General features: G+C 64.6%; 10 protein-coding genes. 7 read left to right on the forward strand and 3 right to left on the reverse strand.

All coding sequences use genetic code 11. The features are described 5' to 3' along the window. The gene (locus tag AC1KVG_RS15250) at nt 1-1227 is read left to right on the forward strand and encodes an acetylornithine transaminase (protein WP_481094939.1); all 1227 of its coding nucleotides are present in this window, start codon (nt 1-3) and stop codon (nt 1225-1227) included. A gap of 108 nt (nt 1228-1335) precedes the next feature. On the opposite strand, the gene AC1KVG_RS15255 is transcribed toward AC1KVG_RS15250, so the two are convergent. Beyond that, the gene (locus AC1KVG_RS15255) at nt 1336-1953 is read right to left on the reverse strand and encodes an HAD-IA family hydrolase (RefSeq protein ID WP_481094940.1); all 618 of its coding nucleotides are present in this window, start codon (nt 1951-1953) and stop codon (nt 1336-1338) included. Nucleotides 1954-2237: 284 nt separating this feature from the next. On the opposite strand from AC1KVG_RS15255, the gene AC1KVG_RS15260 reads away from it, so the two are divergent. The 6 genes from AC1KVG_RS15260 to azu all read left to right on the forward strand — a co-directional run bounded on the left by AC1KVG_RS15260 (nt 2238) and on the right by azu (nt 8959). Next, nucleotides 2238-4532 carry a TonB-dependent receptor gene (locus AC1KVG_RS15260; protein WP_481094941.1) on the forward strand — a complete coding sequence of 765 codons (2295 nt, stop codon included), beginning with the start codon at nt 2238-2240 and terminating at the stop codon, nt 4530-4532. A gap of 87 nt (nt 4533-4619) precedes the next feature. Beyond that, a complete protein-coding gene (locus AC1KVG_RS15265; RefSeq protein WP_481094942.1) occupies nt 4620-6227 on the forward strand; it encodes a flavin monoamine oxidase family protein in 1608 nt (535 codons plus the stop codon). Beyond that, the gene (locus tag AC1KVG_RS15270; protein ID WP_268214259.1) at nt 6224-6649 is read left to right on the forward strand and encodes a c-type cytochrome; all 426 of its coding nucleotides are present in this window, start codon (nt 6224-6226) and stop codon (nt 6647-6649) included. The genes AC1KVG_RS15265 and AC1KVG_RS15270 overlap by 4 nt, the downstream gene beginning before the upstream one ends. A 32-nt stretch (nt 6650-6681) precedes the next feature. Then, the gene (locus tag AC1KVG_RS15275) at nt 6682-7185 is read left to right on the forward strand and encodes a RidA family protein (RefSeq protein ID WP_074058197.1); all 504 of its coding nucleotides are present in this window, start codon (nt 6682-6684) and stop codon (nt 7183-7185) included. 30 nt (nt 7186-7215) lie between these two features. After that, nucleotides 7216-8418: a pyridoxal phosphate-dependent aminotransferase gene (locus tag AC1KVG_RS15280; RefSeq protein WP_481094943.1), complete on the forward strand. Its 1203-nt coding sequence runs from the start codon at nt 7216-7218 to the stop codon at nt 8416-8418. 91 nt (nt 8419-8509) lie between these two features. Beyond that, nucleotides 8510-8959 carry an azurin gene (gene azu / locus AC1KVG_RS15285; protein WP_074058195.1) on the forward strand — a complete coding sequence of 150 codons (450 nt, stop codon included), beginning with the start codon at nt 8510-8512 and terminating at the stop codon, nt 8957-8959. Between the two features lie 84 nt (nt 8960-9043). Here the strand turns inward: azu and AC1KVG_RS15290 are convergent, their stop codons facing one another. Both AC1KVG_RS15290 and hemL read right to left on the reverse strand, forming a co-directional pair. After that, entirely contained in the window at nt 9044-11815 is a 2772-nt protein-coding gene (locus tag AC1KVG_RS15290; RefSeq protein ID WP_481094944.1) for a winged helix-turn-helix domain-containing protein, read from the reverse strand. Nucleotides 11816-12064: 249 nt separating this feature from the next. Next, nucleotides 12065-13354, reverse strand: a complete 1290-nt coding sequence (gene hemL / locus AC1KVG_RS15295) for a glutamate-1-semialdehyde 2,1-aminomutase (protein WP_481094945.1) — start codon at nt 13352-13354, stop codon at nt 12065-12067. Between the last annotated feature and the right edge of the window lie 263 nt (nt 13355-13617).

The following is a 13617-nucleotide window of genomic DNA, read 5'->3' on the forward strand; positions in this document are numbered from 1 at the left end:
ATGAGCACCGCTGCCGATTCGCCCCTGTCCCTCGCGCATTACTACCTGCCGGTCTACCGCCCGCGCCAGGTGGTGCTGGAGCGTGGACAGGGCAGTCGCGTGTGGGACGACCAGGGCCGCGAATATGTGGATCTGTCCGCCGGCATCGCGGTCAGCGGGCTGGGCCATAACGATCCGGATCTGATGGCTGCGCTCACCGAGCAGGCCGGCAAGCTGTGGCACACCAGCAACGTGTTCTTCAGCGCACCGCCGCTGAAGCTGGCCGAGGAACTGGTCACTGCTTCGCGTTTCGCGCAGAAGGTTTTTCTCTGCAACTCGGGCACCGAGGCCAACGAGGCGGCGATCAAGCTGGTGCGCAAGTGGGCCAGCAATCAGGGCCGCCCGGCCGACAAGCGCGTCATCGTGACCTTCCGCGGCAGCTTCCATGGGCGCACCCTGGCCTCGGTCACCGCGACCGCGCAGCCCAAGTATCAGGAAGGCTACGAGCCGCTGCCCGGCGGCTTTCGCTATGTGGATTTCAACGATGTGGCGGCACTGGAAACGGCCATGGCGGCCGGCGATGTCGCTGCGGTGATGCTGGAGCCGATTCAGGGCGAGGGCGGAGTGATGCCGGCCGAGCCGGGCTTTCTGAGCCGCGTGCGCGCGCTGTGCGATCAGCACGATGCGCTGCTGGTGCTGGACGAGATCCAGTGCGGCATGGGCCGCACCGGCACGCTGTTTGCGCACTGGCAGGAGCAGGTGACGCCGGACATCGTGACGCTGGCCAAGGCGCTGGGTGGCGGCTTCCCGATCGGCGCGATGCTGGCCGGCCCCAAGGTGGCCGAGACCATGCAGTTCGGCGCGCATGGCACCACCTTCGGCGGCAATCCGTTGGCCGCTGCGGTGGCCCGTGTGGCGCTGCGCAAGTTGGCCTCGCCGCAGATCGCCGAGAACGTGGTGCGGCAGTCGGCCGCGCTGCGCGCCGGTCTGGACGCGCTCAACGACGAGTTCGGCGTGTTTGCGCAAATCCGCGGGCGCGGTTTGATGCTGGGTGCAGTGCTGGCCCCGACGCATGCCGGGCAGGCCGGGGCGATCCTGGATTTTGCGGCCAAGCATGGCCTGCTGCTGTTGCAGGCAGGGCCGGATGTGCTGCGCTTCGTGCCGGCACTCAATCTGACCGATGCCGAGTTGGCTGATGGGTTGGAACGTTTGCGCCTTGCGATTGCCGAGTACGTCGCGCAGCAGTGATGCAGAGCTGCGCTTTCTGCGTCATCGTGGCCGGCACCGCGCCGGCCACGATGACGGAGGAAGATCCGCCGGCGATTTCCGATGATTCAATCTCGAATCCCGGCTCTCCTACGCCACCCCATACCGCTTCAACACCCGCCGCAAGGCGCGCGCATCGCGCACCGTCTCCGCGTGCAGGCCGGCTGCACGCGCGCCACGCACGTTGACGAACAGGTCGTCGACAAACAAGGTGCACGCCGCAGTGGCGTCCAGCTGTGCAAGCGCGCGCTGATACACCTGCACGTCGGGCTTGCGGCCGCCGAGTGCGCCGCTGCACAGCACGCGGCCCTGCAATAACGGAAACAGCGCAGGCACGATCCGCTCGATTGCCTCCACCATCAACGGCCCATTGTTGGTGAGTACCGCCACGGCCGTCGTCGCCGATACCGCCAGCACCTGCGCCACCACCGAGGGGTCCGCGCGGCATGCCGCCACGCGTGCGTCGATCCAGGTGACACGATCGATCACGCCGCCCAGCCCCTCGCTCAATCGCGCCAGGTAGTTCTGCGTGTCGATAAGCCCGGCATCGTAGGCACGTTCCAGGCCTTGCTCGAACAACACCTGTTGCACCCGTTGCGGCGTGCAGGCAGCTGCTGCAGCAAGTGCAGCCACGCGGCGCAGCCGCGAGTAGCTGGCCAATACGCCATCGAAATCGAGCAGTAACAGAGAGGGTGCTGCAAGCGGCATGCGCGGACTCGTGATGCGGCTGCGCAGCGTTGTCGATCTTCGGCGTCGTGGCAAGCATGCGAGAGCTGGTATGACCGGATGCGCGCAGGTGGGTGGGGACATTACGTATTCAGATCGTTGAATTCGGCAGCAACCTACCCACCCGCGCTGCCCCTACCCTCCGCGCGCGGCGTGCGGCGGAACTGCGCTGGTTATGGTCGATGCATGCCGCATTTGCGGTGTCAGCCGGTCTGGGGGAGCGGCCCGGTCACTCAGCACGCCACACGCATCCAGGGGTCGATTGCATGCCTAAGCGCTTCAAAACCGATCAGCTGGCGGTCTCGGTCGCCGCCATTCTCACCACCGCCATGCGTCGCCACACGCTTGCCTCGATGACCTTGTTGCTGGCCGGCGTACACAGCCTGCCCGCACTGGCACAGGAAGCGCGCACGCTCGATGCGGTCAGTGTGGTGGGCACCGGCTCCACGCGCACCACCGCGTCCATCTCCGCCGCCGAGATCCAGGCGCAGGTGCCCGGCGTGGCACCGCAGCAGTTGCTGGCGAGCCTGCCCGGCGTGAATGTGCAGACCACCGATCCGTTCGGGCTGTACGAGTTCGGCGACTCGATGACCATCCGCGGCTTCTCTGCCAACCAGATCGGCGTGACCCTGGACGGCATCCCGATCGAAACCTTCGACACCCGCGAAGGCGGGCCGATCACCCGTTACGTGTCCAGCGAGAACCTGCTCGACGTCACCGTGTCGGCAGGCTCCGGCGATGTCACCCAGCCCTCGTATCACGCACTCGGCGGTGCGATCCGCTACACCAGCCTGCCACCGAAGGGAGGCGATACCTGGAGCGGCAATCTCACCCAGACCATCGGCTCTGACGATCTGGTGCGCAGCTTCGTGCGCCTGGATACGCCGGATTGGTGGGAAGGTGGCCCCAGCGCGTACCTCTCCGCATCGCGCACGCAGGGCGGGGTGTGGGACATGGAACCGGCCACGCAAAAGAGCGATCACTTCGAAGCCAAGATCCGCCAGGCCTGGGATGCGGGCAGCCTGACGCTGGGCTGGATCTACAACAACCGCAAGGACTACGACGTGCAGTCGTACAACTCCGACGGCTCGGTGTCGTGGGATCTGCACGAACGCATCACCGGCAATCCGGAAGTGGACGCAGAGCACTACAGCGAATGGCAGAACGGCCGACGCGATTCGTTGCTCAGCCTGCACGGCGATTTCCTGTTCAACGATGCGATCGGCTTCACCTTCACCGGCTACTACGAAAACAAGCATGGTTACGGCGTCGGCGGCACCCCGCCAAGCACCGCCACCGGTTTATACAACGATGCCATCGCCGGCACGCCGGGGCGTACCGATATCGCCATCAACGACCCCCAGATCGTGGATGCCAACGGCAATGTCACCAGCGTCGGGGCGATGACCCGGCGCGAAGAAATCATGGGCGGCGATCGTTATGGTGTGACCACCGCAGTGTCGTGGGAGACCGAGCACAACAAGCTCGAAGTCGGCGCCTGGTACGAGAACTACGACTTCGATCAGGTGCGCCCGCTGTACAACCTGGACCCTGCCACCGGCGCGCTGCTGAAGGGCTCGCTGCCGATCGTCATCTACTACGACAACCACTTCTCCACCGAGGTGAAGCAGCTCTACATCAAGGACACGCTGCGTCTGCTCGATGACCGGCTCACGATGGAATTCGGCGCCAAGGGCCTGGATGTCAAGCGCGATTACAACGGCATCGCCAATCTGGATGATTTCAATGTCGGTGTGCGCCGCGATGTCACCATCAAGAACAGCGACTGGTTCCAGCCGCAGGTCGGCGCCAGCTTCCAGCTTGCCGAAGGCGTACAACTGTTCGCCAACTACGCAGAGAACTTCAGCTCCGCCCCGCGGCTTGCGTTGACCTCCGGTGCGTTCAATCCGGATATCGCACCGGAAGAATCCACCAACATCGACATCGGCATCCGCGCCGAATCCAGCCAGTGGAGCGGCTATATCGCCGCTTATAAGATCGATTACGAAAACCGCATCATCGCGCTGACCGATCCGGATCCATTGGTGGTGGCACCCACCGTCTACGCCAATGTCGGCGACGTACAGACCTATGGCGCGGAGGTGTCCGGCATGTGGAAGCCGGCGCCGGGCTGGCGGCTGGGCGCCTCGTTGACCTGGAACAAATCCGAATTCCAGGACAACTATTTCGGCCCGGTCAGCGGCAACCTGGTGCAGGTGGAAGGCAACGAAGTGCCGGATTCGCCCAAGGTGATGTTCAGCGTCAACGGCGGTTGGGAAGGCGAGCATTTCTTCGTCAACCTCGATACCAAATACACCGGCAAGCGCTACGGCGACACGCTCAACACCGATCAGGTGGATGCCACCTTCATCGTCAACGGCAGCGTGGGTTATCAGGGTGAGGATGCAGGGTTTCTTGCCGGTGGGCGGCTGCAGTTGTCGGTCTACAACCTGTTCGACAAGGACGATGCGATCGGTGCGGTGTTCCCGAACGAAAGCTCCGGCTCGTATCAGTTGATCGCACCACGCCAGCTGTTCGCCAGCCTGGCCTACAAGTTCTGAGCCAGTGATGTGGCCGGCGTCGCTGCCGGCCGCGCCATTAGTGTTGTCAGTCGCACTCGATCCATGACATGCAAGGACTACGCGTTGATGCAAGGCAACCATTCTGGGGCGATGACGCGGCGGCAATTGCTGGCGCGCATCGGCATGACCGCTGGCGGCGCAATGATGTATCAGGCGATGAGCAGCCTGGGCATGGCAGCCGAATCAAATTTCAAAGGGCCGCTGCAACTGGATGGCGACCCGAAGGGCGCCTCGGTGCTGATTCTGGGTGCTGGGCTCGCCGGCATGGCGGCGGCCTTCGAACTGCGCAAGGCCGGGTATCGCGTGCAGTTGCTGGAATACAACGACCGCCCCGGCGGCCGCAACTGGACGCTGCGTGGCGGCGACCGTTACACCGAACTGGGCGGGGCAACGCAGCACTGCCAGTTCGACCAGGGGCTGTATCTCAATCCTGGCCCGTGGCGCATTCCGCATCACCACAAGGCGGTGCTGAGTTACTGCAAGCAATTCGGCGTGGCGCTGGAAGCGTTCAATCAGGTCAATTACAACGCGCTGCTGCATAGCGAAAAGGGCTTCGGCGGTAAACCGCAGCGCTTTCGCGCCATCGATGCCGATTACAAGGGCCACGTGTCCGAGTTGCTGGCCAAGTGCACGCAGCAGCAGGCCCTGGACAAGAGCGTAAGCCGCGAAGACCAGGAAGTGTTGTTGGAGTCGCTGCGGACCTGGGGCGCGCTGGATCACAAGTTCGGCTACGTCAAAGGCAAGGACAGCAGCGAGCGCCGCGGCTTTGCGCGTTATCCCGGCGGCGGTCTGTCCGGCAAGCCGGAATTCTCCGATCCTTTCAGCGTGCAGGATGTGTTGCGCTCGCGGCTGTGGACCACGCTGGCGGCCGGCAACAACTACGAAATGCAGACCACCATGTTCCAGCCGGTGGGCGGCATGGACCAGATCGGCAAGGCGTTCGCGGCTCAACTCGGCGATGCCATCACCTACAACGCCAAGGTCACCAAGATCGATCAGGACGGCAGCGGCGTGCGCGTGTCCTGGCAGGATGCCGCGCACGGTGGTGAAGAACGCATTGCCAGTGCCGATTGGTGCATCTGCACGATTCCGTTATCGGTGCTCAGCCGTATTCCGGTCACCGCCAGCGACGTGATGACCACCGCGATCGGCCAGGTGCCGTATGCGGCATCGGTGAAAGTGGGCCTGCAATTCAAGCGCCGCTTCTGGGAAGAGGACGAAGCCATTTACGGCGGCATCAGCTACACCGATCTGCCGATCACCTTGATCAGCTATCCCAGCACCAACTATCACAGCCCAGGCAAGGGCGTGCTGCTCGGCGCCTATGTGTGGGGATTGGACGCTTACCAGTTCACCTCGATGACCCCGGAGCAGCGCGTGCGCAAGGCGGTCGAATACGGCACGCAATTGCATCCGCAATATCCGCGTGAGTTCGAGAATGGTATTTCGGTCGGCTGGCACCGCGTGCCGTTTACCCATGGCTGCTTCGGCATGTGGAGCGAGCAGGCGCGTGCCGAGCACTACACGCCGTTGTGCCAGATCGACGGGCGCCTGGCGCTGGCTGGTGAGCACGTGTCCTATATTCCGGCCTGGCAGGAAGGTGCGATTTTGTCTGCGCACGATGTGGTGGGCCGTCTGCATCGCAAGGTGCTGGCCGGAGGAGGTCGCGCATGAGTCTGTTACCACGATTGGCCGCGGCCAGCTTCGTCGTTGCGATGGTGGCGTTGTTGCTGCCACCGGGCGCGTATGAGGCGCAGGCGCAGAGTTCCGATGCCACGCAGTTGTTTCCGCAACAAGGCTTTGCCAAGGCGTCCGGTCAGGATGTCTACCAGGCGATCTGCCAGGGCTGCCACATGCCGGCCGGGCGCGGCGCGCAAGGTGCCGGCGAGTATCCCGCGCTTGCAGGCAATCCCAAGCTCGCCGCCGGCCCCTACGTCACCATGATGGTGCTCGACGGCCACGCCGGCATGCCCGGTTTCGGCGAGATGCTCAACGACCGCCAGGTGGCCGAAGTGGTGAGCTATGTACGCACCCATTTTGGCAACGATCACGCCGAGGTCGTCACCGCCGACGACGTCAAATTGCTGCGCCACTGATTTTTCCTTTATCTCTCATGCAAGGAGTTGCCATGTTCCGTCCAGTGACCGCCGTTCTCACCGCCGCCATGCTGTGGTCCGCAGGTCTCACCGCCGCGCATGCTGCAGAGGTGATCCGCCACAAGATTCCCAATAGCGATTTCCCCATCGCTGCCGCAGTGGAAATTCCCGCCGGCAAGGCCACCGTCTACGTCAGCGGCAAGGTACCGGCCGTGGTGGACACCAGCGCGCCGAAAGACTCGGCTGCTGCGTATGGCGACACCAAGGCGCAGACGGTCAGCGTGTTGAATCAGATCAAGCAGCAATTGACCACGCTCGGCTTGGGCATGGGCGATGTGGTGAAGATGCAGGTGTTTCTGGTTGGCGATCCAGCGATGGGCGGCAAGATGGATTTCAACGGTTTCATGGAAGGCTACCGTCAGTTCTTCGGCACCAAGGAGCAGCCCAATCTGCCGGCGCGCTCTGCCTTCCAGATCGCCGCGCTGGGCAATCCGCTGTATCGGGTGGAAATCGAAGTGGTCGCCGTTCGTCCTTGAATCCGCATTGCCATTTTGTTGGAGGTTGTCATGAAAACTGCTCTTTCGCGCCGCACGTTTCTGCGTGACTCCGCGCTGTTTGCCGGCGCTGCAGGCGCAAGTGCGCTGCCGCTGTTGGCCAGCGCCGCCGAACGCTCCGCCGCCATCGTGCCGACACCGGCGAGCGCGTTGTCGCCGGTGATGATCGGCTCCAATGAATTCCCGGATGGCCCGTCGGCGGCAGCGGTGAGAGCCATTGCGCAGATCGCACCGCAAGGTGGACGCTACCTGCGCGATGTGCAGATGGAACTGATGAATACCTTGGCCGCCGAGCTCAAGCTGCCGGTCAATCACCTGATGGCCTACGCCGGTTCCACCGAGCCGCTGGACTACACGATGCTGGCGTTCACCTCGCCCAGCGCCGCGCTCGTCACCGCAGATCCCACCTACGAATCCGGTTGGCGCGCCGCCACCCGCAATGGCGCCAATCTGATCAAGGTGCCGTTGCGCAAGGACTTCTCGCACGACGTGCAGGCGATGTGCGCCGCCGACGCCAGCCCGGGCGTGATCTACATCTGCAATCCCAACAACCCCACTGGCTCGGTGACTGCGCGCAAGGATCTGGATTACGCACTGGCGCACAAGCCCAAGGGCAGCGTGCTGGTGGTGGACGAGGCCTACATCCACTTTGCGAACAGCACCAGCAGCGTGGTCGACATGGTCGCCGCAGGCGAAGACGTGGTGGTGTTGCGCACCTTCTCCAAACTTTACGGCATGGCAGGCATTCGCCTGGGCTATGCAGCTGCACGCCCGGACCTGCTGGCCAAGCTGATGTTCTACAGCGTCAACAGCCTGCCGGTGACTGCCGCTGCTGCAGGCCTGGCCAGCCTACGGGATCCGGCATTGGTGCCGCAGCGCCGCGCACGCACGGCGGCCACGCGCAAGGATGTGATGGCGTTTCTCGCCAAGCAGGGCTACGCCTGCACCGCATCGGAGAGCAACTGCTTCATGGTCGATGTGAAGCGCCCGGCTGCCGGCTTCAAGGACGACATGGCCACCTTTGGCGTGTTCATCGGCCGCAGCTGGCCGGTGTGGCCGACCTGGTCGCGGATCACGGTTGGTACCGAAGCGGAGATGGCACGCTTCAAGCAGGCGTTCGTGCAGGTGATGGCCGGCAAGCGCGGCCCATTGCCGCTGACGGAAGCCACCGCCGATGTGCAGGATCCGATGGATGCTTTTTTCCGGTACGCATGAGGCGTTACTCTGGTCACACCGGCGCATGCGAACGCGTTGGGGTGACCAGGCGCGCTGGGCGTCGCGCATCTTTTATCGCAGGAGTGTTCCTTTGAAGCTGTTTTCGACGATTGCGGTGCTTGGACTGGTGTTGCTGGCACCTTCGGCATGGGCGCGTACCTGTGCGGTGACCATCACCGGCAACGATCAGATGAAGTTCGACCAGAGCGCGATCAAGCTGGCGCCCGACTGCACGCAGGTGGACCTCACCCTCAAGCACTCCGGCAAGATGGCCGCCACGGTGATGGGCCACAACTGGGTGTTGACCAAGGCTGCCGATTTTCAAGCCGTCGCCAATGCCGGCGTACGCTCCAGCATCGCCGACAGCTATCTACCCAAAGCCGACCCCCGGGTGATCGCGCATACCAAGGTCATCGGCGGCGGCGACAGCACCACGGTGAGCTTTGCGACCAGCAAGTTGAGCAAGGGCGGCGACTACACCTTTTTCTGCTCATTCCCGGGCCATTGGGCAATGATGAAAGGCACGCTGAGTTTTGGCTGATGGGGTCTGCGACATCGCCTGACAGGCGATGTCGCAATGTGCGCAGATGCGCGTGCAGTGCAGGCAGTGATACGCGCGCTCGGATCAGTTCGGCGCCGCATCCTGGCCGGCATGCGGATCGGCCGCCCGCAATAATCCGCGTTGCAAGGCCTGCGCCAAGGCGCTTTCGCGACTACGCGCGTCGAGCTTGCGATAGAGATTTTTCAAATGGAACTTGACGGTGTTTTCCGACAGGTGCAAACAGCGTGCGATTTGTTTGTTGGAATAACCACGCGCCAGTTGTGCCAGCACTTCCAGTTCGCGTTCGCTGAAAATATCGCCGGCCGGGTCTTCGTCGCCACTGAGGCGTTCGAGCAAGGCTTGAATGGTGAGCGCACGCGTGGTGCCGCCCACGGTATGCGGGTCGTGTTGGCGCAGCGAGCGCAGCATCGCCTTGGCCGGCAGGCCGAGTTCGACGATCGCCTGCCAGCTTTGCGTCAGCGCCACATGATCCAGCGCGCTGTACAGATGCGGCAGGGCGGCGATCAGTTCGCCGCGTTGCTGCAGCACCAGGGCGATGCGCGCACGGGTGCGGGCGAGGTGGCACAGGTTGTCGTTGGCCAGGCAGGCGTGTTCGATCTGGCCCAGGATGGTCAGCGCCGCGCTGCTGCGGCCGGCCAGGCGATGCCAGCGTGCCAGCGCAAAGCCCATCGCCGCGCGGTCGCGCCAACGGTGCGCCGAGCGCAGGGTATGCGCCAATCCGGATTCACCGCCGGTGCGCGCGATCAGGACGTCGATGGCGGCATTGCCTGGATGTTCCAGCAACAGCATCAGGCGCCAGGCTGCGGCCAGTTCCGATAGCCGCATCAGCTTGCGCCCATGCGCGATCTGTTCGATGTGCTCGAGCAGCGCCAAGGCACTGCGCCCGCTGTGATCGCGCACGCGCTCCAATCCCAGTGCGGTGTCGTAAGCGGCCGCCAGCACGTCCATGCCGCCGTCGTGCTGCTCCAGCAATTCCAGTGCCGGATGCAGCAGATCGGCCGCATCGTCGTGATGCCCGCGTTCGTAATGCAGTTGCGCCAGCAGACAGTTGGCGGCTGCTTCCAGCACGCGATCCAGTTGCGGCATGCGTGCGCAGCCGCTCAGTGCCTGTTGGTAACAGGCTTCGGCGTCGCTGAGGCGACCGCGATAGAAAAAACTCTGGCCCAACGACAACAGCGCCTGGCTCGCACCCAGTTCGCTGCCGCCACGCTGCATCGCATCGCGTGCGTTCAAGGCATAGCGTTCGGCTAGTACAAAGGCGCCTTGCGCAATGGCGGTGGTGGCACAGATGCACAGCAGCATGCCGCGTCCGAGATGGTCGTCTTCGTCCAGCGCGGAGGCTTGTGCGGCGATCTGGGTCAGGCCATGCGGGTTACCGCAGATCTCATCGAGGCGATCGCGCAGTGCCGCCACCACCACGGTGTAATCGCGCTGCAAGGGCTCACGCAGTGCAGCGGGAAAGTCGCGGAAACGTTCCAGCAACAACCGCGCGTGGCTGAATTCGCCAAGCTTCGCATGCAGATGCGCTTGAGTGAGATTCAGCGCCGGGGTGTCGCGGATGGTGCGGTGTTCGAAGTGACGCAGCAGCGCGCGCACTGCATGCGTGCCGTGGGTCAGCAACAATTGCCAGGTGCCGGCGCGCGCGATGTAGCTGGCCGCCAGGTCGCCGCACTCGCCGCGCGATGCGTGCCGCACCGCTTCGGCCAGATACTGATGATCGCCGAACCAGCGCGCGGCACGTTGATGCAGTTGCATGGCCTGGCCAGGATGCTCGCGGTCCAGCAGCTGCTGCAAAAAGTCGGCGAACAACGGGTGATAGCGAAACCACTCGCGCTCGCCATCCATGGGCACCAGCAGGCCGTGGAAATGTTCCAGCCGCGCCAGCAGCCGGCCGCTGTCATCGCGCTGGCGCACCGCATCGGCCAGCGCGGCGTTGACGCGCTCCAGCACACTGGTGCGCAACAACAGATCACGCGTGTCGGCATCCAGATCGTTGACCACCTGCTCGGCCAGGTACGCGGCGATCTGCGCGCTGCGCCCGGAGAAACGCGCGGCTACTTCCTGCTGACGTTGCGCGCCGCCTTCCAGCCACAGTCGCGCCAGATGCAGCGCCACCGGCCAGCCTTCGGTGTAACGCAGCAATTCTTCCACGACCGGCGCGGGAACCTGCGCCCCCAGCAATGCCTGCGCTTCGCGCTCGTCCAGCGCCAGTTGCGCGCTGCCCACGCGGCTGAGCAGCGCCTGCAGATCCAGGCGCGCCAATGGCAGCGCCGGTACGCGTCGGGTGGCCAGCAACAGGTGCAGACGTCCGCCGCTGTGTTCGACCAGGCGCAACACCAGCTCGTCGACGATGCCGCTGCCGAGCCGGTCGTAGTCGTCGAGAATCACGCTGATGCGCCGTGGTGCGGCGCGCAGCGCGCGGATCAGCACCGTCACCGCCTCGCGCGGGTCCTGATCGCGGTTATGCAGCACCGCTGCGCACAGTGCCTGATCCGCCCCTGCGCTCTGCAGCGCCAAGGCCAGATGGCCGAGGAAGCGCGCGGCGTCGGCATCTTCTTCATCCAGCGAGAGCCACGCCACAGCGGCGTGATCGCGCGCGCACAGCTGCGCATGCCACTGCGTCAGCAGGGTGGTCTTGCCAAACCCTGGCGGCGCCAGCAACAGCGTCAGCGGGCGGGCGTGTGCCTGATCCAGCGCAGCCAGCAACGCGCCACGCACCACCGCACCAGGGCGCGACAGCGGCGGCTCCAGCTTGCTGGCAAGCAGCCAATCGGGAAGAACGGAATCGCGCGACGGTGACGGGCGCGGAGTAAGCAACGCAACAGGCTTGAGCATGAGGCGAGGGCGGCCGTGGCAAGCGTCGGCAGCGCGCCGACTCGACGCACTGCAGATCGTGATGAAACAGCGGCGACGCACCAGGCGTCACCGTGACCGGCGACGACGACACATCCGCTGCTTCGAGGGTCCCCACCCATGCCCGTCCGTGGACACCTTTCAGAAAGGTATGACAGCCACAAGACAAAAGCAAAGTTTGCGGTGGTCGCTGCGCAAATCGAATCCCGCAGCGACCCGCATGAATGCGCCTCAGCGCGCCACTTCCGCAAATGCCTCGCGTGCCGCTGCAAGCGTGGCTTCGATCACCGCAGTGTCGTGCGCGCTGGACATGAAGCCGGCTTCGTACGCCGATGGCGCCAGATACACGCCCCGCTGCAGCATCGCGTGGAAGAAACGGTTGAAGGTGGTGATATCGCAGGCGGTGGCTTGCGCGTAGCTCTCCACGATCTCGTCGGTGAAGAACACCCCGAACATGCCGCCGACCTGATTGGTGGTGACCGCGATGCCGGCCGCGTGGGCGGCATCTTCCAGGCCCTCGCACAGCGCGCTGGTCTGCGCGCTCAGGCGTGCGTGGAAGCCCGGCTCCTGCACCAGCTCCAGCATCGCCAGGCCCGCTGCCATCGCCACCGGATTGCCCGACAAGGTGCCGGCCTGGTAGATCGGGCCGGAAGGTGCGATCTGTTCCATCAAGTCGCGCCGGCCGCCGTACGCGCCCACCGGCATGCCGCCGCCAATGATCTTGCCGAAGGTGCTCAGGTCCGGGGTCACCCCGTAATGCGCCTGCGCGCCACCGAGCGCAACGCGGAACCCGGTCATCACTTCGTCGAAGATCAGCAGCGCGCCGTGCCGCGTGCACAGTGTGCGCAGGTGCTGCAGGTAGCCGGCCTGCGGCGGAATGCAGTTGGCGTTGCCGACCACCGGTTCGATGATCACCGCCGCCACATCGGCGCCGATCTCGTCGAACAGCGCCGTGGCGCCTTCGAAGTCGTTGAAGGTGAGGGTGGCGGTCAGCTCGCTCAGGCCGGGCGGCACGCCGGGCGAGGTCGGCACGCCCAGAGTGAGCATGCCGCTGCCGGCCTTGACCAGAAACGAGTCGCCGTGTCCGTGGTAACAGCCTTCGAACTTGACGATGCGATTGCGCCCGGTGGCGCCGCGCGCCAGGCGCACCGCCGACAGCGTGGCTTCGGTGCCGGAATTGACCATGCGCACCATTTCGCAGGAGGGCACCAGCCGATTGATCGTCTCGGCCATGGTCACTTCGGCCGCACACGGCGCACCGAACGACAGCCCATTGCGGATCGCACGCTCCACCGCCTCGCGCACCGCCGGGTGATTGTGGCCGGCGATCATCGGCCCCCACGAGCCCACGTAGTCGATGTAGCGGTTGCCGTCCACGTCATACAGATACGGGCCATCGGCGCGCGCCACGAAGAACGGCTCGCCGCCCACCGACTTGAACGCCCGCACCGGTGAGTTGACGCCGCCGGGCAGCAGGGTCTGAGCCTGGGCGAACAGGGCGTGGGAGCGGGAGTGGTTCATGCGCGTAGATCCTTGAGTGATGCCGATAGGGCGGCGCTGCCCGACCACGGGCAGCGCACGCGCCATTGTCAGGCTTGCGCCCCCTATCCGCCTACCCACCGTGTGCCTGCCTACCCGTCGGAGCAGGCGGGTAGGGCAACGCAGCTGCCTATGATCGAACGGGACGGTATCGATGGTTTGGGGCATGAGCTGATGGCGGGTGGTCATTGGCGCTTCGATACGAATGTTCAGAAAGTGTGATTCCGGTAGCCACTAGCGCCGTT

It is taken from the genome of Xanthomonas sp. NCPPB 3959, assembly GCF_056675575.1.

Bases quoted from the DNA above. Each gene is read 5' to 3' on its own strand.
- AC1KVG_RS15250 (WP_481094939.1), top strand. From the start codon at position 1: ATGAGCACCGCTGCCGATTCGCCCCTGTCCCTCGCGCATTACTACCTG.
- AC1KVG_RS15255 (WP_481094940.1), bottom strand. From the start codon at position 1,953: ATGCCGCTTGCAGCACCCTCTCTGTTACTGCTCGATTTCGATGGCGTA.
- AC1KVG_RS15260 (WP_481094941.1), top strand. From the start codon at position 2,238: ATGCCTAAGCGCTTCAAAACCGATCAGCTGGCGGTCTCGGTCGCCGCC.
- AC1KVG_RS15265 (WP_481094942.1), top strand. From the start codon at position 4,620: ATGCAAGGCAACCATTCTGGGGCGATGACGCGGCGGCAATTGCTGGCG.
- AC1KVG_RS15270 (WP_268214259.1), top strand. From the start codon at position 6,224: ATGAGTCTGTTACCACGATTGGCCGCGGCCAGCTTCGTCGTTGCGATG.
- AC1KVG_RS15275 (WP_074058197.1), top strand. From the start codon at position 6,682: ATGTTCCGTCCAGTGACCGCCGTTCTCACCGCCGCCATGCTGTGGTCC.
- AC1KVG_RS15280 (WP_481094943.1), top strand. From the start codon at position 7,216: ATGAAAACTGCTCTTTCGCGCCGCACGTTTCTGCGTGACTCCGCGCTG.
- AC1KVG_RS15290 (WP_481094944.1), bottom strand. From the start codon at position 11,815: ATGCTCAAGCCTGTTGCGTTGCTTACTCCGCGCCCGTCACCGTCGCGC.
- hemL (WP_481094945.1), bottom strand. From the start codon at position 13,354: ATGAACCACTCCCGCTCCCACGCCCTGTTCGCCCAGGCTCAGACCCTG.